Here is a 17598-nt window from a genome sequence, read left to right as displayed (position 1 = left end):
GCATGCCTGCCGCCCGGGCGGCCCGGCAGTGACAGCTGTCACCTGCTTGCGCTGACGCCGGCCACTGGGACCGGGGCCGGCAGGGCGCCAGTCTGTGCCCATCCCGTCACGGAGCGCGCCCCGATGTCCGATCCCTCCCTTCTTCCCCTGGCCAGCCTGCAGGACGTGCAGGTGCGCTACGGTGCCGTGGCCGCGCTGCAGGGCGTGAGCATCGCGCTGCAGCGCGGCGAGGTGCTGGCCCTGCTCGGCCGCAACGGCGCGGGCAAGAGCACCGCGATATCGGTGTTGCTGGGTCTGCGCGCGGTGGATGCCGGTCGGGCCGAGCTGCTCGGTGGCGACCCGCAGCAGCGGGCCAGCCGGCGCGGCATCGGCGTGATGCTGCAGAGCACCGCGTTGCCGCCGGTGCTGCAGGTGGGCGAGCTGATCGACCTGGCCCGTGCGTGCTACGACGACCCGCGCCCGCTGCAGGAGTGCCTGGCCCTGGCCGGGCTGACCGACCTGGCCACGCGCCGCTACGGCCGCTTGTCCGGCGGCCAGCAGCGCCGGGTGCAGTTCGCCATCGCGCTGTGCGGGCGGCCGCAGCTGCTGTTCCTGGACGAGCCCACCACCGGCCTGGATATCCAGGCGCGGCAGGGGATGTGGCAGGCGATCCGGCAGCTGGCCGGCGAGGGCTGCGGGGTGCTGCTCACCACCCACTATCTGGAAGAAGCCGAAGCGCTGGCCCAGCGGGTGGTGGTGATCGAGCACGGTCGCGTGCTCGCCGACGGCCCGCTGGCGCAGTTCCGCCAGCAGTTGGCGCCGCGCCGGATCCGCTGCCGCAGCGAGCTGGATGCGGCGCTTGTCAGGACCTGGCCGGGCGTGCGCGAGGTGCAGCGCGATGGGCTGCGCCTGCAGCTGCTGGCCGAACCGGCCGAGCCGGTGGTCGCCCGCCTGCTCGCCGAAGACCCGGACCTGCAGGAACTGGAAGTGCATGGCGGCGGCCTGGCCGACGCCTTCGTCGAACTGACCCGGGACGCCGCATGAACACCTTGACCCCTCCAGCGATCTCCGCGATCCACCCGCGCGCGTCGCGCCTGCGCATCTACCGTGCCGAAGCGCTGTGCGAACTGCGCCGCGCCTGGCGCACGCCGGCCTTCATGCTGCCCTCGCTGCTGTTCCCGGTGCTGTTCTATTCGCTGTTCGGCCTGTTGCTGGGCCGCGGCCACGCCGCGCAGTACCTGCTCGCCACCTACTGCGTGTTCGGCGCGATGGCACCGGCGTTGTTCGGCTTCGGCGTGCAGTTGGCGCTGGACCGCGAGGGCGGGCTGCTCACGTTGAAACGTGCATTGCCGATGCCGCCGATGGCACCGCTGCTGGCACGGCTGCTGATGGCGGTACTGTTCGCGCTGCTGGTGGCCACGGTGCTGATCGGCGTGGCGGCGCTGGCCGGGGTGGCGCTGTCGCCGCGGATGCTGGTGCACCTGCTCGCCGTGGCCGCCTTCGCCGCGCTGCCGCTCGGTGCGATCGGCCTGTGGATCGGCAGCCACGTCAGCGCCAGTGCGGCGCCGGCGGTGGTCAACCTGGTCTACCTGCCGCTGGCGTTGCTGTCCGGGCTGTGGCTGCCGTTGTCCGGGTTGCCCCCGGTCTTCGGTACGCTGGCCCCGCTGTGGCCGACCTGGCACCTGGCCCAGTTGGCCCTGCCGGCGGTCGGCATGCCCGCGCAGGGCAGCGCGGCGGTGCATGTCGCGGTGTTGCTGGCGGTCACGGCCGCGGCGTTGGGGCTGGCCCGGCGCCGGCTGCGCCGGGTCGGGTGAGCGGCGGAGGAAACTGGCATGATCGCGCCTGACCGCCCCGCCCTGGAACCGCCCGTGTCATCGCGCTGGATCGCCTCGCTGCTGCGCCCTGCACCGGATTCGTCCGTGGCCGACAACCTGCGCCGTGGCAAGCCGGCCTGGGCCGACGCGGTGCACCTGCTGTGGACCGGCTGGGTGTTCTTCACCCCGATCTTCAGCACCGGCTACACGCTGCGCTGGCTGTGGCTGACCCTGCTGACCTACCCGCTGTTCCTGGCGTTGTACGTCCGCCTGCTGCTGGCGCCGCGCCACCATGGGCCGCGCTATGCGATGGCGATGCTGGCGATGGGCCTGGTCCTGCTGCCGTGGTACCCGTCGGGCATCAGCTACTTCATCTTCGGCTGCGTGATGTTGCGGGTGTGCCGCAACACCTCGATGTGGCGGCACATGCTGCAGCTGCTGGCGGTCAATGGCCTGTTCGTCGGCATCGCGCTCTGGGTGGGCTACCAGTGGCAACTGGTGGTGTGGATCCCATCGATGGCGCTGATCATCGGCATCATCGTCAACGTCGAGCGCCTCAACAAGGACCGCGATGCGGCGTTGCAGCTGTCGCAGGAGGAAGTGCGGCGGCTGGCCGCCACTGCCGAACGCGAGCGCATCGGCCGCGACCTGCACGACCTGTTGGGGCATACCCTGTCCCTGATCACCCTGAAGCTGGAGCTCTCGCGCAAGCTGGCCGAGCGTGATCCGCTGGGCTCGCGCCGCGAAGTGGCCGAGGCCGAGACCATCGCGCGGCAGGCCCTGGCCGAAGTGCGCAGTGCGGTCACCGGCATCCGCGCCAGCGATCTGGCCGCCGAGCTGGCCTCGGCGCGGTTGCTGCTGGAGTACCAGCACGTGCACCTGCACTACGCACCGCCGCCGCCGATGCCGGCCGATATCGAACGCGCGCTGTCGCTGGTGCTGCGCGAGGCGGTCACCAACGTCGCGCGCCACGCCCAGGCGCGGCAGGCATGGGTCAGCTTCGAACAGGACGGACGCAGCCTGTTGATGCAGATCCGCGACGACGGCCGCGGCGGTGTCCACGTCGATGGCAACGGCCTGAGCGGCATGCGCGAACGCGTCAGCGCGCTGCGTGGCACGCTGGCCCTGCAGTCGGCGAAGGGCGAGGGCACCTGCCTCACGGTGCGGGTCACCCTGCCGGCGGCGACCGCGCCCGTACTGCCGGTACTTGCCGCCGATGCCGTCCCGGGCGGAGCCGCGCCATGATCCGCATCGTATTGGCCGAAGACCAGGCGATGGTGCGCGGCGCGTTGTCGGCGCTGCTGGGGCTGGAGCCGGACATCGAGGTGCTGGGCAGCGCGGCCGATGGCGAAACCGCGTGGCGCATGCTGCAGCAGCTGCAGCCGGACATCCTGGTCACCGACATTGAAATGCCCGGGCTGTCCGGCCTGGAGCTGGCCCAGCGCATCGCGCGCCAGCAGCTGCCGATCAAGGTCGTGATCGTGACCACGTTCGCGCGCTCGGGCTTCCTGCGCCGCGCGCTGGACGCCGGCGTGTGCGGCTACCTGCTCAAGGACGCCCCGGCCGAACGCCTGGCCGATGCCTTGCGCCAGGTGCAGCATGGCGGCCGTGCGATCGACCCGCAGCTGGCGCTGGATGCCTGGTCGCAGGCCGACCCGCTCAACGACCGCGAACGCCAGGTGCTGCGCCTGTCCGGCGACGGCCGCTCGGCCAGCGAGATTGCCGCCCAGCTCGGGTTGTCGCATGGCACGGTTCGCAACTACCTGTCCGAATGCATCGGCAAGCTGGGCGTGGCCAACCGGATCGAGGCGTATCGGCTGGCGCGGCAGAAAGGCTGGTTGTAGGCCGGTATCCTGTGCGCTCCATGGACCGGATGCGCCGCCGATGAAACACCACTTCGCCGACCTGCTCGACCGCGCCGAGGGCGTGTGGACCATCACCCCGAACGCACAGCGTTGGGCATGCCATAGCGAGGACGTGGCCGACGTGCCCGACGACGCCACCCGGCTGACGCTGACCCGTCGCGACCGCCACTGGACCCGCGTGCTGCAGCTCACGCAGTTGCGCGAGCTGACCCTGCACGAGCCCGACGCGGCACAGTTGCATGCGCTGGCGCAGTTGCCGCAGCTCACGGCGCTGCGGATCAGCCACGCCCGGCCGACGACGCTGGCGATGCTGGAGGGCATGACCGGGCTGCGCGAGCTGGTGCTGGAGTACGTCTCCGGCGTGGCCGACCTGTCGCCGCTGGGCCGCCTGCCCGCCCTGCAGGCGCTGCACCTGGAGAACCTGCGCCGGGTGAGCGACTTCGCCGGGCTGGGCGGTTCGCGCACGTTGCGCGACCTGGCCATCGTCGGCACCCTGGATTGGGACCAGCCAGTGCAGGACCTCGGCTTCCTGGCCACGTTGCCCGCCCTGGAGCGGTTGCGCTTGACCTGGTTCCGCGCGCCGAAGACGTTTCCCGCGCTGGGCGCGCTGCAGGGGTTGGCGCAGCTGCGGACGCTGGAGCTGGGCATGAACGCGCTGCCGCTGGAAGACTTCGCCTGGATCGAGGCCAACCTCCCGCACGTGGAGGGCGCGCTGCGGCCGGCCGCGGTGCCGACCGATGGCAACAACCGCGAGCTTCCCGCCCGCGATCCACGCGCCGCGCTGCCGTTGGCCGCGTTCTACCAGTTGCCCGACGTGTTCGTGGGCCACCAGGGCAAGCGCTACGAGAGCGCACAGTACGACGCCCTGCTGCTGGGCAAGGGCGAACGCATGGCGACCGGCAAGCCGGACACCGTGCGGGCCCGCTCCGAGCAGCACCGGCAGCGCTACCGCGCGCTGGTCGACGGCTTCCTCGCCGCCCGGTAGTACCGAGCGTTGGCCGGCGCTACCGGGTGGGGTCGTCGCGGGTGTTCCCCGGGCCCTTCGCCATCGCCTGGAATACCCCGTCGCGGCGCACCCACAGGTGGAACAGCGCGGCGGACAAGTGCACCACCACCGTGGCGAACAACACATAGGCCAGCAGGCTGTGCGCGCTTCGCAGTGCCGCGTACAGCGCCGGATCATGCGGCACGATCGGCGGCAGGTTGAAGCCGGACCACATCACGATCGGGTAACCGCCAGCGGACAGCATCGACCAGCCCACCAGCGGCATCGCCAGCATCGCCCCATACAACACCCAGTGCGAGGCATGCGCGGCAGCGGCCTGCCAGGCCGGCAGGTCGGCCGGCAGCGGCGGCGGGCGATGCCGCAGGCGGTTGTACAGGCGCACGATCACCAGCAGCAGGATCGCGATGCCCAGCGGGCGGTGCAGGTCCACGAGCATCGGTCGCCAGTGCAGGGCGGCCACCATGCCCACGCCGACGAACAGCATGGTCAGGATCATCGCCGCCATCAGCCAGTGCAGCACCCGCGCGGTAAGGTTGAAGTGGCCGGCATCACGCTTCATTTCGCACCTTCCTTGCCGGTGGCGGCGGCGCCGGTGCCGTTGGCGATCTCGCGCTCGCGACGGTTGAACGACTGCGAATACACCGCCGAACGTGCGGCCAGAATGGGGTCGCCGGAGCCGGCGATGCCGCTGGGCAGGATCAACGGGTCATAGTTGAGGTCGCGGCAGGCGCCGTCGGCCTGCGGCTGCATGGCGGCCAGGCTGAGCGTGCCCACCTTGACCTGGCGACGCTGCATCGGCCACACCTGCGAGGGATCATCGACCGGGTCGCCCTCTTCGGCGATGGTCACCCACATGTCCCAGCGCACCGGGCCCTGCGCCAGCCGCTGCTGGAACTCGTCGGCCAGGTAGTCCAGCCCGGCCTGTGCGCGCTGGTCGGCGGTCATCTCCACGAATTCGGCCTGTGGCCGCATGCTCCAGCGCACGTCGTGGCTGCGGCCATCGGCGGCGGTGAAGCGGAAGCTGTTGACCCCGTTATAGGCGGTATTGGCCCAGCTGTTGGACCACGGCGCGGTCTTGGCCCACTGCTGGAAGGCGCGCGCGCTGGGGTACTTTTCCAGCACCGCGGCCATCTTCGCCGGGTCCGGCTTGCCGGTAGCCGGGTCGGGGATGCCGGCGCGGGTCTGTTCGAGGAAGGCCTCGGCCGTGGGCACCGCGAAGAACGGGAAGCTGTTCATCGCCGTGCGCCATTCCTGGCCATCGTCGCTCACCAGCTGCAGCGCCATGCTGCGCACCCGTGCGTTGGCGTCAGGCCCATGCGGGTCGCCGCCACCGATCGACAACCGGCCCAGCACCGGCACCTGGCGCTGGGCGAACACGCGCGCCGAACTCAGCGCCACGCCCTCCGGCGTGCCCTGGAAACTGCCACTGACGCACACGCCCTTGGTGTGCGCGCGGCGGAACCCGGGGTGCGGTGGGCCGGTGGCCTCGATGCTGTCGGTGAAGGCCTGCGCGGTGACGCGGTCGCGACCGATCCAGCCGGCCAGCCAGGCGAAGGCCAGCACCAGCAGGCCGGCGATGAGCGCGATCAGCGCGATCCACAGCAGCGGCGACGGCGGCCGCGGGGCGCCCGGCTCCTGGCCGGCGCGGGTGTAACCGAAGAGCGACATGTCCGGAATCCTGCCTTCACGATGCGTGTGGGTGGGCGACAGGACGCATGGTGTCAGAACGGCGCCGGCACCGATATTCACATTTTCGACAACTGTTCAATACGCAGATCCCCGCCGGAGCGGGGATCTGTCGGCAACCGCGTGGTGCGCGCAGGCTCAGCCGGCGTATCGCGCCTTCAGCATCGCCCACGCCGAGCGCAGCGCCAGGGCTTCGCCACCGGCCGGACGGCCCGGGCGTTCGCCATCGTTCCAGGCATACACGTCCAGGTGCGCCCAGGCCTGGCCGTCGGCGATGAAACGCTCCAGGTACAGCGCCGCGGTGACCGAGCCGGCCATGCGCGAACCGGCATTGGCCAGGTCGGCGATGTTGCTGTGCAGGTAGCGCAGGTACGGGCGCCACAACGGCATGCGCCAGACCGGGTCGCGGGTCTGCTCGCCGGCCTGCAGCCACTGCTGGGCCAGGGTGTCGTCGTTGCTGAACAGCGCCGGCAGGTCCGGGCCGAGCGCGATGCGGGCCGCGCCGGTGAGCGTGGCGAAGTCGAGCACGATCTCCGGCTTCTGTTCGCTGGCGTAGGTCAGCGCATCAGCCAGGATCACCCGGCCCTCGGCGTCGGTGTTGTCGATCTCGATGCTGAGGCCCTTGCGGGTGGCGATCACTTCGCCGGGGCGGAACGCATCGGGACCGATCGCGTTTTCCACCGCCGCGATCAACAGCGTCAGCTGCACCGGCAGCTGCTGGGCCATGACCAGCCCGGCCAGGGCCAGCGCGTGCGCGGCGCCGCCCATGTCCTTCTTCATGTTGCGCATGCCGTCGCCCGGCTTGATGTCCAGCCCGCCGGTGTCGAAGCACACGCCCTTGCCGACCAGCGCCACGTGCGGCTGGCCGACCGTGCCCCAGCGCAGCGCGATCAGCCGCGGCGCGCGGTGCGAGGCGCGGCCCACTGCATGGATGGACGGGAAGTTCTGCTCCAGCAGCGCATCGCCGGTGATCACCTCGATCTGCGCGCCGTGTGCGGCGGCCAGTTCGCGCGCCGCGTCTTCCAGCTGCTGCGGGCCCATGTCTTCGGTGGGCGTGTTGACCCAGTCGCGCACGCGCAGGCTGGCGGTCACCACGTCGCGCACTTCGGCCGACGGCGTGGCCAGCAGCTGCGCCGGCGCACGGTTGGGGGTGCGGTAGCGGGCAAAACGGTAGCTGCCCAGGCCCCAGCCGAGGTGCAGCAGGGTTTCGATCTCCACCGGCAGGGCATCGGCCAGCTGCCACACGCTGCCCTCGGGCAGTGCGAACGGTGCATGCGCGTAGGCATAGGCATCACCGGCATCGCCCACCCCGACGATCGCGCCGGCCAGGCCGTGCTCGCCGGGCAACAGCACCACGCTGCCGCCGCTGCCATTGAAGTGCTGCGCGTCGATCCAGGCGCCCAGCGCGGCGCTCTGCCGCGCGCGCCACGTGGCGAACTGCTCGCGGTTCATCACGTGCAGCGGCAGTGCCTTGGAGGAGTCGGTGGTGAAACCGGTGATCTGGGTCATGCGGGGTCGTGCTCCGTTCGCGGCCGGCTCAGGGACGCCCGGCGGATGCGTTGGCATCCAGCCAGTCGGCCAGCCCGGTCAGGGTGTCGAACTGCAGGTCGGGCTGCAGCGAAGGATGGTGCCAGGCGTGCGCCTCGCGGTTGATCCAGCAGCCGCGCAGACCGGCCTGCATCGCCCCGACCACGTCCATCTCGGCGTGGTCGCCCACGTGCAGCACGTGGCTGGGGGCTACGCCCAGGCGCTCGCAGGCGGCGTGGAAGATGCTCGCCGCGGGCTTGGCCGCGCCATGCTCGCGCGAGCCCAGCTGGAAGCTGAAATGGTGGGCCAGGCCGATCCGCTGCAGGTCGGCATTGCCGTTGCTGAGCGCGGCCACCGGCACCTTGGCCGCGATACGCGCCAGCGCGTCGAGTGCGTCCGGGTAGAACTCCACCTGGTTGCGCGCGGCGTAGAAGGCCTCGTAGGCCGGCTCCACCAAGGCCAGGTCGGCGCCGCTGTTTTCCAGCGCCTCGTGCAGGGTCAGCCGGCGCAGCGCGCTCAGATCGTGGTGCAGCTGCGGGTTGGCATGGAAGGAGCGCTCGCGCAGTTCCCGCATCGCCGCCACCGGGTACATCGCGGCGGTGGCGGGGCTGTGCTGCAGCATCCAGTCGTACAATACCTGGTCGATCCGCGCGCCGATGGGGGCGAACGGCCACAGGGTGTCGTCGAGATCGAGGGTGATGGCTTGGATGGGGAAATTCACCCCGCCATTCTACGCCTGCCCGCGCGGGCTTTCATGGCGCGCGCCGGCAGCGCAGTGCAGTGCCTTCAGCGCAGGTCGTAGGAACAGTCGATGGATGTCTGGCCATCGTCCTGCCGCACGCTCAGGTCATGCCGGCCCACCTCCCGGGTGTAGTCGCCGGCAGCGTTGCGCGGGGTCCCGGCGAGGGCGGCGATCTGCTCGATACCGGCCGTGGTGAAGTACGCGGTGTAGCTGTCGATACCGTCCTCGCCGTTGGCGCCGTCGTACAGGTGCAGGCGGTTCACCGGCTGGCCCAGCACCAGCAGCGGCGTGGTCAACGCATACTCGCCATCGGACAATGGGCCGTACGCCTGCAGCTCGGTTGCCTTGAGCGCCTTCGCCAGGGCGGCAAACTGCGCAGGGGTCAGGTGGCGCTTGCAGGTGACCGCCTCGACCAGTTGACGGCTGGCCACCTCGGCGCTGGGCTGGGGAGCGGCCAACGCCGGCGCGGCGAGGGTGACGAGGCCGGCAAGGGCGAGGCAACGGGCTGCGAAGGAAGACATCAGGGCCGGGATCCATCCGAGAAAGGGCCCGTATTCTGGCAGCATCGGCGCTTGCGCGGCCAGCCATGACCCTGGCCCGGCCTGCTCATTCCAGCAGGCGTGCCCAGCCCTGCATCCCGTCCAGCCGGGCCAGCACCAGTTTGATGCAGACCAGCAGCGGCACCGCCAGCAGCAGGCCTACCATGCCCCACAGCCAGCCGAACACCAGCAGCGACAGGATCAGGATCAGCGGCGAGATCGCCATGCGCCGGCCCAGCACGATCGGCGTCACCACCTGGCCCTCCACCGTGTGCAGGGCCAGGTAGCAGGCTGCCGGCAACAACGCCTTGAGCGGGTCGCTGAACTCGACGAAGCCCATCAGCAGCATCAGCGCAACGCCGATCAGCGGGCCCACGTAAGGCGCGAAGTTCAACAGTGCGGCCACCGTGCCCCATAGCAGCGCTTCCTGCAGGCTGATCCCGAGCAGCAGCAACACCCCGGAAAACACCAGTCCGACCAGCGCGTTGATCACCGTGATGGTGAGGACATAGCGCGACACCTCGCGCTCGATCGAGCGCAGGATATCGGTGGTGAAGCGCTGCTGCTGGCGGCTGGGGAACAGCGCGATCGCATGCTTCTGCAGGCTCTGCCCGTAGATCATGAAGAACAGCGTCAGCAGCACCACCGCCAGCACCGAAGCGGCCAGCCGCGGCGCACGGGTGAGCACCTTGTAGGGGTCGTCCAGCTGGGTGCGCACGATCTGCACGCGACGGCTGCCTTCGCCGCCAGCCACCCGTGCGAAGTTCTCCGCGGCCTGGTTGGCCTGCTGCACCGGCTTGGTCAGGTCCTGCACCTGGCGCGCCACCTTGCGCAGCTGCTGCGGCGCTTCCTGCGCCCACTCCATGGCCGGGCCGACCAGCTGCACGCCCAGCGCCGTGGCCGCGCTCAGGCCGGCGCCGATCACCAGCACCGCACCGAGGAAGCGCGGAATCCACAGCTTGCCGAGCAACCGCAGGATCGGGTTGCCGACCAGCGCGAAGAACATCGCCAGCAGGATCGGCAGGATCACTTCCTGCGCCGCCCAGAGGGTGAACGCGACGGCCAGCGTGGCCAGCACCACCAGTGACATCGGTGCCCGGGGACGCGGCGGCGGCGGAGCGGCGACAACGTCGTCGGGTGTTGCGGCAGGTACGCTCATGCGGGCGCCGGGCAGGGAAGGAGCGCCATTATTGGGCAAGCCGGGTGCGGGTGGCGTGTTGTGAACGTGCACGAAAAGCGAGGCCCCGGCGCGGCATGCGACGGGGCCGGGCCGGGTCAGCGTTCGGAAAGATCGGTCGCCGCTTCGGCCGGCTGCGGCTGGCGCGGGGCGGCCGGGTCCACGCGGGTTTCCGGTGCCACGCGCGGTTTCGGCGCGGCCGCGCGGGGCAGGTCGTCGGTGGCCTCGTCCACCTTGTCGGCGGCCTGCTCGGCGGTATCGGCCGCCTCGCTGGCCTGCATCGAGGCGAACGCGGCCTGCGTACTGGCCAGCAGGTTGGACACCGAACCGATCATCTGCAGCCAGCGTGCGCCCTGCACCTTGGTCCCCAGACCGGTCGGCTCCAGCTTGCCGGCCAGGAAGCCGCCGGCCAGGCCCACGGTAATGATGCGCAGCGGCGTCCAGCCGGCACGCCAGGCGGTGCTGAGGGTGAACCAGCTGCTGCGGGTCTTTTCCACCCGCACCGCCACCACCAGTTCCGCACGTTGCACGCGTTGCCGCAAGGCTTCAAAGTTCATCGCTTGGCCCCCGTCGTGTCGACGTCGGCATCGGGATCGTCCTCGCTCGGTTCGTCATACAGGCCCAGCCGCGACAACTGGCGGCGGGTGGCATGCATGCCGGTATGGCGGAAGAAGAACGACACCCGCCACATTGCATACCCGGTCACCAGCAGGCTGAGGATCGAGGTGATCAGCAGCGAGTGGAACCAGGACATTCCCCAGCGCTGCATCAGCGCGATCAGCGTGCCGGCAAGCAGCAGCCACGCCGAGGCGCCGAACACGATCGCCACCCCGCTCCACGCCAACGCACGCCCGAAGGCGCTGCGCGCGAGGGCGAAGTCGGCCGAGGCCAACCGTCGCAGCGAGCGCAGCGTGTGCTTGGCCGACTCGACGGTATCGCGGCCGGCCGCGCCAACCTGGCGGATGCTCTCGTCCAGGTGGGGCGCTTTTTCACCGCTGTCCGGTGGCGGGGATTCCGCGCCACCGGTAGCGGTCGACTGGGCTTGATCGCTCACGCCGACTTACTTGTCGCCGCCGCTGCGGGCCAGCTTGGCGATGATCCAGCCGGCAGCGAAGGCCACGCCGAACGAGGCCAGCGGACGCTCGCGGATGAGTTCGGCGGCGCTGTCGACCAGGTCCTTGCCCTTGTCCATCAGTGCATCCACCTGTTCCTTGGCGGCGGCGCCACCAAACTCGGCCGCGGCCAGGCCGGACAGCGCGGTATCGGACAGCTCGGCCTTGACGTTGGCCTTGCCGATGCGCAGTTCGTCGCCGGCAGCGCCGGTGGCGCCCTTGATCGCACCGCCGGCGGCGCTGGCCGCGGACTTCAGGTGCGAACCGGCTTCGCCCAGGTGTTCCTTCAGGTTCTCGGTATTGGTGGGGCTCATCGTGACTCTCCGTTTTGTGCGATGGGGAAGGTGACCGTGGCGGTGCCGCGGTAACGAACACAAGGTAATAGCATCGGCCGGGTGTAGGGGGTGTTAGCTCACGTGAGATGCGCGCGAAGACCGCCTGACCCGTTCAGCGCATCACCAGCACGCCCGGCGTATTGCCGCGCATGATCCGCAGCACCAGCTGCGGTGGGCGCTGCTGGAAGTTGGCGCGCCAGCTGGCCAGGTCGGCGAACTCGCCCACGCTGGCTTCCATGATCACGTCGCCGGCGGCCAATCCCGACGTCGCCGCGCGGCTGCCACGCTTGACCTCGCTCACCTGCACGCCGCTGATGCCGGCCTGGCGCAGCGATTCGGGCAGGTCGATGAAGGTGGCGCCGGTCAGGCGCGGGTCCAGCGCATCGCCGCTTACCGCGCGCGCCTGTTCCTTCAGCGTGGCCTTGAGCTGCAGCGGCTTGCCGTCGCGGCGGATGTCCAGGCTGAGCACGCTGCCCACCGGCTGCAGGCCCTCGATGTTGTGCAGTGCCTGCGCGCTGTCCACGCGCTGGCCGTTGGCCGACACCACCACGTCGCCCGGGCGCAGCCCGGCGGCCGCGGCACCGGAACCGGCCAGCACCCGCGTCACCAGCGCGCCGCGTGCCTCGCTCAGGCCCAGGCCCTGCGCGATCTGCTGGGTCAGGTTCTGCGCTTCCACGCCGAGCGTGCCGCGCACCACCACGCCATGCTTGACCAGCTGGTCGACCACGTCGCGCGCCAGGTTGGAGGGGATGGCCAGGCCCAGGCCGATGTTGCCGGCCATGCTGCCCTGCGGGTTGAAGCTGGCGGTGTTGATGCCCACCAGCTGGCCCTGCAGGTTGACCAGCGCGCCGCCCGAGTTGCCCGGGTTGATCGAGGCGTCGGTCTGGATGAAGTTCTGGTAGCCGAGCCCGCGGATGCCGCTGCGGCCCACGGCCGAGACGATGCCCGACGTCACCGTCTGGCTGAAGCCGAACGGGTTGCCGATGGCCACCACGAAGTCGCCCACGCGCAGCTGGTCGCTGTTGCCCAGCGGCAACGCGGTGAGCTTGTCGGCCGGGATGCGGATCAGCGCGATGTCGGTATCGCGGTCCGAGCCGATGAACTCGGCCTTGACCGTGCGCCCGTCGGCCAGCGTCACCTGCACGTCGTCGGCGTTGTCGATCACGTGGTGGTTGGTCAGCACAAGGCCGGCGCTGGCATCGATGATGACACCCGAGCCGAGCGACTCGTTGATGCGTTCCTGCGGCACTTCCGGGAACAGCCGGCGGAAGAACGGGTCGTTGAAGTACGGGTTGCGCACCCGCACCACCTGCTTGGTGTTCACGCTGACCACCGCCGGCATCGCCCGGTCCAGCATCGGTGCCAGCGAAGGCACCGCCTGCCCGGCCACCGAAGCGGGCAGCGCGGCAGTGGCCGGGATGGCCAGCGACACCGGCGCCGCTTCGGCGCGGTTGTCCAGGTGCACGTTGATGGCCGAGGCCACGAAGCCACCGAAGGCGGCGGCAAGCGCGAGCGTGAGCAGGGTCGGGAGCGGTCGCATGGTCCGGCGGTTCCGTAACGAAGAGGGAGAGGCACGCATACGGTAAAGCAAGCTGAATGAGTGTGTCCGCCCGCGCCTAAACCGCGAATGAAATCCGGTCCGCTGCGGGATCGCGGGCGCCCTTCCCGGCGGCGTTGACAGCGCCCCGGGTCGGGGTAAGCTGGCCGGGCATCGGCCACAAGATGTTGCGTTGCCGATCGGGACTGCCCCAAGGAGTTGGGTCTGCTGGCTGGGGCAAGCACATCGCGCCACCATGTTCGGGCAGCCCCGGTTGCCCGATGGAGCCTGCATCGATGAGCACGCCACCGCTGGTCGTGATCCGCCACGCGCCCCGCGCCGACCGCGTCCCGCCGCAGCCGGCCTCGCTGCACACCCGGCACCGCCATTACCGGCTCAAGACCCGGCAGGGCGAGCCGCTCGATGCCGATAGCGACGCCGCCTGCCTGCGCGCCGCCGGCACACAAGCCGACCACCCGCACCATCCACTACACCGCGGCCTGCACCGTCGACGACGCGATGGTCGGCATCCTGCCGAAGGCCAAGGGTCGCCGCGGCGCGCGGATCGGCACCGTCAACATGATCCACCCGGACGCGGGCGAATTCATCCGGAGCAGGCGCAGGGACGGCCGATTGCTACGCGAGCCGAGCCCGGCGTCATCCCGCAACGTGATGCTGGGCTGCCGCAAGCGCAGGGAAAACGTGGTCGTGTTTTCCTGCGAACTGCCGGCCTACCGGCACCGGCTCAACCCGCAGGCGATGCCGTTCGCCGCCCCGGCCCCGGCCCGGCTGTCGGCCTGCTTCGTCGCCGCCGACGATACGTCACCCATGGCCCATGTCGACATCCAGGTCGCCGCGCATCACCGGGTGGACAGCGCGATTCCGAAGACGGCCAACGTCCTCATCGACTGACCGTTCGAGCAGTTCAAGGACATCTACCGCGACGCCCACACGCAGAGGTCGAAGGGCTGCACCACCGTCGGTTTCAAGCTCGCCGCGTTCCAGGGCGTACGGGTCGCGGAGGCAATTCCGGCGCACACCCCCCTGCCGTTTCGAGCGCGAAGACGGCGCAGTTGTGGAGATAAAGGGCAACGAACAGATCGAGTACGACGGCCAATTGCACACCGCCGCCACTCTGTTCGAGATCCTCAAGGAGGGCTGCTGCGGTCTGTTCTGTTACAGGTACGGAAGCTGTTTTGAAGGGGTTTGGTGCAGATGCCCGGTTCGCCGGGCGCGCGCATCGCCGGCCCGCCAAGCACAGATGCGGCTCATGGCGTGCGACAAGACCGTTCCACGAAGGACCGCGCCGGTATAGCATCGCCAGCGATTTGACTAACCAGGCCCCTTAGGAGGCAATCATGAGCAACGGTAATGGTGTGACCGCGACCCTGTCGCAGGGCGTCGACGAAGTGAAGGAAGTGGCCGGCAAAGTGGGCGAGACCATCGCCACCACCGCTGAAGATGCAGTTGCCTCGGTGAAGAAGACCGTCAAGCGCGCGCGCAAGGCTGCCACCACCCAGGTCGCCAAGGTCAAGAAGGCCGTGCAGAAGGCCGAGAAGACCGTCGCCAAGAAGGCTGACAAGGCCGCCAAGTCGGTCGGCAAGACCCTGGCTGCGACCAAGAAGAAGCTGGAAGCGGCCAAGAGCAACGCCAAGGCCGAAGCCGCCTCGCTGAAGAAGCAGGTCGCCAAGAAGAAGGTTGCCGCTGAAAAGGCCGTGACCAAGACCACCAAGGCTGCCAAGAAGGTTGCCGGCAAGAAGGTCGCCAGCGCCAAGAAGGCCGTGACCAAGAAGACCGCGACCGCCAAGAAGGTCGTCGGCAAGAAGGTCGCCGTGGCCAAGAAGGCCGTCGCCAAGAAGACCGCGACCGCCAAGAAGGTTGCCGGCAAGAAGACTGCCGTAGCCAAGAAGACGGTCGGCAAGAAGGTCGCCGTGGCCAAGAAGGCCGTCGCCAAGAAGTCGGCCGTGGCCAAGAAGGCCGTCGGCAAGAAGACCGCCGCCGCCAAGAAGGTCGTCGGCAAGAAGACCGTCGCTGCAAAGAAGGTCGTCGGCAAGAAGGTCGCCACCGCCAAGAAGGGCGTGACCAAGAAGACCGCGGCTGCCAAGAAGGTCGTCGGCAAGAAGACCGCCGTCGCCCGCAAGACCGTCGGCAAGAAGGTCGCCGTGGCCAAGAAGGCTGTGGCCAAGAAGACCGCGACCGCCAAGAAGGCCGTGGCCAAGAAGTCCGTGGCCCGCAAGGCTGCACCGGCCAAGCGTGCCAGCGCCGCCAAGACCGTGGCCCGCAAGGCTCCGGCCAAGCGCGCCCGCAAGTAAGTCGGTAAGCACGGCGCCTGCCTCCGGGCAGGCGTCGTGACGCGGTCGCAGACGGATACACCCGCGCACGCGCGCGAGGGACCGCGCCATGGCGGTCAGGACCGACCAGAAGATCACCGCCTTCTCCGCACTTTCGCCCGCCGGGTAGACCCGCCAGGCCGCTGCCAGCGCAGCATCGTCGCCTACCACCCGCCGCCGCCGCGGCCACCGACACCATCGTGCAGATGCACGAGCGCACCGGGCGCCCCGACGCGTTGGTCGGTACTACCTGCACGATCGACGCCCGCTGGTGGAGCACGCCGGCTGCGTGACCAGCAACGACATCGTGCTCCCATCCCCGCAACCTGCGCTGCGCCGCCCATTCCGGCCGATCGTCGCGCTGACCCGGGCCATGAGGGGCGTCAGCCGCTTTCGCGCGACCGCCCGCCGGGCCATGACTTGCGTCCCATGCGGACCGCGGATGCCGCGTGGAATAGTGTCCTGCAACCCAGGCCAACAGGATGGCTGCCATGGATCATCTTCGTCCCGCCCATCGGCCGTGGTTGGCCGCGTTGCTGGTCGTGCTTGGCCTGTTTGGCAGCCAGCAGCTGGCGGCATCGCCTCGCCCGGTGGTGGTGGATCCAAGTGTCGAGCTGGCCGCGGTGGCGAATCGCCTTGCCGGCTTCGAGGAATTTTCAGCGCCCGGCATTGCCGACTATGACGCTGCGGTGGAGACCCACTTCCGGCGTTATCAGGATCATCCAGCGGTGCAGCTGCTGCGGGCGTTGCGCCAGCAGCACGGCATCGGCTACAGCGACACCGTTGCGCTGGCCCTGGCGGCAACGCCGCATCGCTGGCAGCCGCGCCAACCCCTGCCCGAGTGGCTGCGCGACATGCCGGGCCGCTGGACCCTGGACACGGCGCACGCCTACCTGCGCGCCATGGCCGCCTTCGAGCGGGATACCGACGCGGCGGGCTTCTTCCGCGGGCAGCAGCGTTTCTACCACCGGGTGGAGACCGAGCTCGCGACCGGCCTGCAGGGATGGCCGCAGATCGCCTGGTTCGAACAGACGCTCGGGCCGCAGCCGGGGCTCCGGTTACAGATCATTGCCGGCCTGTTGCACGGGCGTGGCAACTACGGACCGCGACTCCGCGGCGGCGACGGTTCGGTGCAGATGTATGCGGTGCTGGGGGTGCCGGCCACGCCGCAGGGGCAAACGACGGCATGGCCGTTTGCCGCCATGCAGCGCCTGCTGGTGCATGAGTTCGCCCATTCCTGGGTGAATCCGTGGGTCGACCGGCAGGGCGCGGCATTGCAGCCCGCCGCCACTGCGTTGCTGGAGGCCAGGATCGAACAAATGCGCGCCCAGGCCTACGGCAGTTGGCAGGCCGTGACCTATGAAAGCCTCGTGCGCGCCGTGACGCGGGGGTATTTCCAGGACCGCCGTGACAGTGACAGCGTGGGACTGCTCTTCCAGGAGGATGCCGCGCGCGGCTTCGACTGGGTGCCGGCGGTCACCGACCAGCTGCGCGGCGATGCCCGCGGTGGGCGCTGGCTCAACGAAGGCACGGCTGCCACGATGGCCGCCCTGTTCGAGGCCCAGGCGTCGTTGCTGCATGCCCGCGCCGATGCCGGCGTCACCACGGTTTCCCTGGCCAGGCAGGTGCCCGCGGCGGGCGAGGCACAGGTGGATGCCGCGCTGGCGCAACTGGAGCTGCACTTCGACCGCCCCATGGGGCGAGGGGTGGGCATCTTCGGTGATCGCAACCCGACGTTCACCGCGGCGCCGCAATGGGATGACGATCGCCGCGTGCTACGCCTGCCCGTGGCGTTGCAACCGGCCACGGCGTATGTGATCGAGCTCAACAGCCCCGGCATGCCAGGCGGTTTTGTCGGCAAGGACGGGACCGTGCTGCCTGCGCAGGTGTGGCGCTTCCGCACCCGGGATGCGCCTGCGCAGTGACGCGGTGCAGCGGGCCTGCGCACG

The 17598-nt window shown here is 69.9% G+C and carries 18 protein-coding genes; 8 read left to right on the top strand and 10 right to left on the bottom strand.

The window, feature by feature from the left end:
- The first annotated feature begins 123 nt into the window (after positions 1–123).
- Genes AC06FD_RS11050 through AC06FD_RS11030 form a run of 5 tightly spaced genes read left to right on the top strand, consistent with a single transcriptional unit; the run spans position 124 to position 4643 of the window.
- Complete coding sequence (locus AC06FD_RS11050; protein ID WP_478077818.1) at positions 124–1023, top strand: ABC transporter ATP-binding protein; 900 nt, start codon at positions 124–126, stop codon at positions 1021–1023.
- Positions 1020–1793, top strand: a complete 774-nt coding sequence (locus tag AC06FD_RS11045; protein ID WP_478077817.1) for an ABC transporter permease — start codon at positions 1020–1022, stop codon at positions 1791–1793. The genes AC06FD_RS11050 and AC06FD_RS11045 overlap by 4 nt, the downstream gene beginning before the upstream one ends.
- A gap of 18 nt (positions 1794–1811) precedes the next feature.
- Complete coding sequence (locus AC06FD_RS11040; protein WP_478077816.1) at positions 1812–3038, top strand: sensor histidine kinase; 1227 nt, start codon at positions 1812–1814, stop codon at positions 3036–3038.
- On the top strand, positions 3035–3637 hold the full coding sequence (locus AC06FD_RS11035) for a response regulator transcription factor (RefSeq protein WP_259206619.1): 603 nt from the start codon (positions 3035–3037) through the stop codon (positions 3635–3637). Before AC06FD_RS11040 ends, AC06FD_RS11035 begins: the two co-directional genes overlap by 4 nt.
- 40 nt (positions 3638–3677) lie before the next feature.
- On the top strand, positions 3678–4643 hold the full coding sequence (locus AC06FD_RS11030) for a leucine-rich repeat domain-containing protein (protein WP_478077815.1): 966 nt from the start codon (positions 3678–3680) through the stop codon (positions 4641–4643).
- Positions 4644–4662: 19 nt separating this feature from the next.
- On the opposite strand, the gene AC06FD_RS11025 is transcribed toward AC06FD_RS11030, so the two are convergent.
- From AC06FD_RS11025 to AC06FD_RS10980, 10 genes are all read right to left on the bottom strand, one after another.
- The gene (locus AC06FD_RS11025; RefSeq protein ID WP_259206617.1) at positions 4663–5223 is read right to left on the bottom strand and encodes a cytochrome b; all 561 of its coding nucleotides are present in this window, start codon (positions 5221–5223) and stop codon (positions 4663–4665) included.
- The gene (locus tag AC06FD_RS11020) at positions 5220–6332 is read right to left on the bottom strand and encodes a catalase family peroxidase (protein WP_259206616.1); all 1113 of its coding nucleotides are present in this window, start codon (positions 6330–6332) and stop codon (positions 5220–5222) included. The genes AC06FD_RS11025 and AC06FD_RS11020 overlap by 4 nt, the downstream gene beginning before the upstream one ends.
- A gap of 156 nt (positions 6333–6488) precedes the next feature.
- A complete protein-coding gene (locus AC06FD_RS11015) occupies positions 6489–7859 on the bottom strand; it encodes a leucyl aminopeptidase family protein (RefSeq protein ID WP_478077814.1) in 1371 nt (456 codons plus the stop codon).
- A 28-nt stretch (positions 7860–7887) separates the two neighbouring features.
- Positions 7888–8598 carry an HAD family hydrolase gene (locus tag AC06FD_RS11010; RefSeq protein ID WP_259206614.1) on the bottom strand — a complete coding sequence of 237 codons (711 nt, stop codon included), beginning with the start codon at positions 8596–8598 and terminating at the stop codon, positions 7888–7890.
- A gap of 65 nt (positions 8599–8663) precedes the next feature.
- A complete protein-coding gene (locus tag AC06FD_RS11005) occupies positions 8664–9140 on the bottom strand; it encodes a hypothetical protein (RefSeq protein WP_394162932.1) in 477 nt (158 codons plus the stop codon).
- A gap of 85 nt (positions 9141–9225) precedes the next feature.
- Positions 9226–10317, bottom strand: a complete 1092-nt coding sequence (locus AC06FD_RS11000; RefSeq protein WP_394162933.1) for an AI-2E family transporter — start codon at positions 10315–10317, stop codon at positions 9226–9228.
- A gap of 116 nt (positions 10318–10433) precedes the next feature.
- Entirely contained in the window at positions 10434–10892 is a 459-nt protein-coding gene (locus AC06FD_RS10995; protein WP_478077813.1) for a protein sip-5, read from the bottom strand.
- Positions 10889–11389, bottom strand: coding sequence for a phage holin family protein (locus AC06FD_RS10990; protein WP_259206609.1), 501 nt, complete (start codon positions 11387–11389; stop codon positions 10889–10891). The genes AC06FD_RS10995 and AC06FD_RS10990 overlap by 4 nt, the downstream gene beginning before the upstream one ends.
- A gap of 6 nt (positions 11390–11395) precedes the next feature.
- A complete protein-coding gene (locus AC06FD_RS10985; protein WP_256777031.1) occupies positions 11396–11761 on the bottom strand; it encodes a hypothetical protein in 366 nt (121 codons plus the stop codon).
- Positions 11762–11894: 133 nt separating this feature from the next.
- Positions 11895–13322, bottom strand: a complete 1428-nt coding sequence (locus AC06FD_RS10980; RefSeq protein ID WP_259206606.1) for a Do family serine endopeptidase — start codon at positions 13320–13322, stop codon at positions 11895–11897.
- A gap of 420 nt (positions 13323–13742) precedes the next feature.
- Here AC06FD_RS10980 and AC06FD_RS10975 point away from each other — a divergent pair, with 420 nt between their 5' ends.
- The 3 genes from AC06FD_RS10975 (at position 13743) to AC06FD_RS10965 (ending at position 17574) form a co-directional block, all read left to right on the top strand.
- Entirely contained in the window at positions 13743–14231 is a 489-nt protein-coding gene (locus tag AC06FD_RS10975; RefSeq protein WP_478077812.1) for a hypothetical protein, read from the top strand.
- 446 nt (positions 14232–14677) lie between these two features.
- On the top strand, positions 14678–15631 hold the full coding sequence (locus AC06FD_RS10970; protein ID WP_478077811.1) for a histone: 954 nt from the start codon (positions 14678–14680) through the stop codon (positions 15629–15631).
- 509 nt (positions 15632–16140) lie between these two features.
- On the top strand, positions 16141–17574 hold the full coding sequence (locus AC06FD_RS10965; protein ID WP_478077810.1) for a DUF4932 domain-containing protein: 1434 nt from the start codon (positions 16141–16143) through the stop codon (positions 17572–17574).
- Positions 17575–17598 lie beyond the last annotated feature (24 nt).

It is taken from the genome of Stenotrophomonas sp. Steno-Z1 (assembly GCF_056393175.1).
The sequence above is the reverse complement of the archived record's forward strand: the minus strand, read 5'-3'. Positions and strand labels throughout refer to the sequence as shown.

What these genes read in the sequence shown, in the direction of transcription:
- AC06FD_RS11050 (WP_478077818.1), top strand. Translation starts at nt 124, where the DNA reads ATGTCCGATCCCTCCCTTCTTCCCCTGGCCAGCCTGCAGGACGTGCAG.
- AC06FD_RS11045 (WP_478077817.1), top strand. Translation starts at nt 1,020, where the DNA reads ATGAACACCTTGACCCCTCCAGCGATCTCCGCGATCCACCCGCGCGCG.
- AC06FD_RS11040 (WP_478077816.1), top strand. Translation starts at nt 1,812, where the DNA reads ATGATCGCGCCTGACCGCCCCGCCCTGGAACCGCCCGTGTCATCGCGC.
- AC06FD_RS11035 (WP_259206619.1), top strand. Translation starts at nt 3,035, where the DNA reads ATGATCCGCATCGTATTGGCCGAAGACCAGGCGATGGTGCGCGGCGCG.
- AC06FD_RS11030 (WP_478077815.1), top strand. Translation starts at nt 3,678, where the DNA reads ATGAAACACCACTTCGCCGACCTGCTCGACCGCGCCGAGGGCGTGTGG.
- AC06FD_RS11025 (WP_259206617.1), bottom strand. Translation starts at nt 5,223, where the DNA reads ATGAAGCGTGATGCCGGCCACTTCAACCTTACCGCGCGGGTGCTGCAC.
- AC06FD_RS11020 (WP_259206616.1), bottom strand. Translation starts at nt 6,332, where the DNA reads ATGTCGCTCTTCGGTTACACCCGCGCCGGCCAGGAGCCGGGCGCCCCG.
- AC06FD_RS11015 (WP_478077814.1), bottom strand. Translation starts at nt 7,859, where the DNA reads ATGACCCAGATCACCGGTTTCACCACCGACTCCTCCAAGGCACTGCCG.
- AC06FD_RS11005 (WP_394162932.1), bottom strand. Translation starts at nt 9,140, where the DNA reads ATGTCTTCCTTCGCAGCCCGTTGCCTCGCCCTTGCCGGCCTCGTCACC.
- AC06FD_RS11000 (WP_394162933.1), bottom strand. Translation starts at nt 10,317, where the DNA reads ATGAGCGTACCTGCCGCAACACCCGACGACGTTGTCGCCGCTCCGCCG.
- AC06FD_RS10995 (WP_478077813.1), bottom strand. Translation starts at nt 10,892, where the DNA reads ATGAACTTTGAAGCCTTGCGGCAACGCGTGCAACGTGCGGAACTGGTG.
- AC06FD_RS10985 (WP_256777031.1), bottom strand. Translation starts at nt 11,761, where the DNA reads ATGAGCCCCACCAATACCGAGAACCTGAAGGAACACCTGGGCGAAGCC.
- AC06FD_RS10980 (WP_259206606.1), bottom strand. Translation starts at nt 13,322, where the DNA reads ATGCGACCGCTCCCGACCCTGCTCACGCTCGCGCTTGCCGCCGCCTTC.
- AC06FD_RS10975 (WP_478077812.1), top strand. Translation starts at nt 13,743, where the DNA reads ATGCCGATAGCGACGCCGCCTGCCTGCGCGCCGCCGGCACACAAGCCG.
- AC06FD_RS10970 (WP_478077811.1), top strand. Translation starts at nt 14,678, where the DNA reads ATGAGCAACGGTAATGGTGTGACCGCGACCCTGTCGCAGGGCGTCGAC.
- AC06FD_RS10965 (WP_478077810.1), top strand. Translation starts at nt 16,141, where the DNA reads ATGGATCATCTTCGTCCCGCCCATCGGCCGTGGTTGGCCGCGTTGCTG.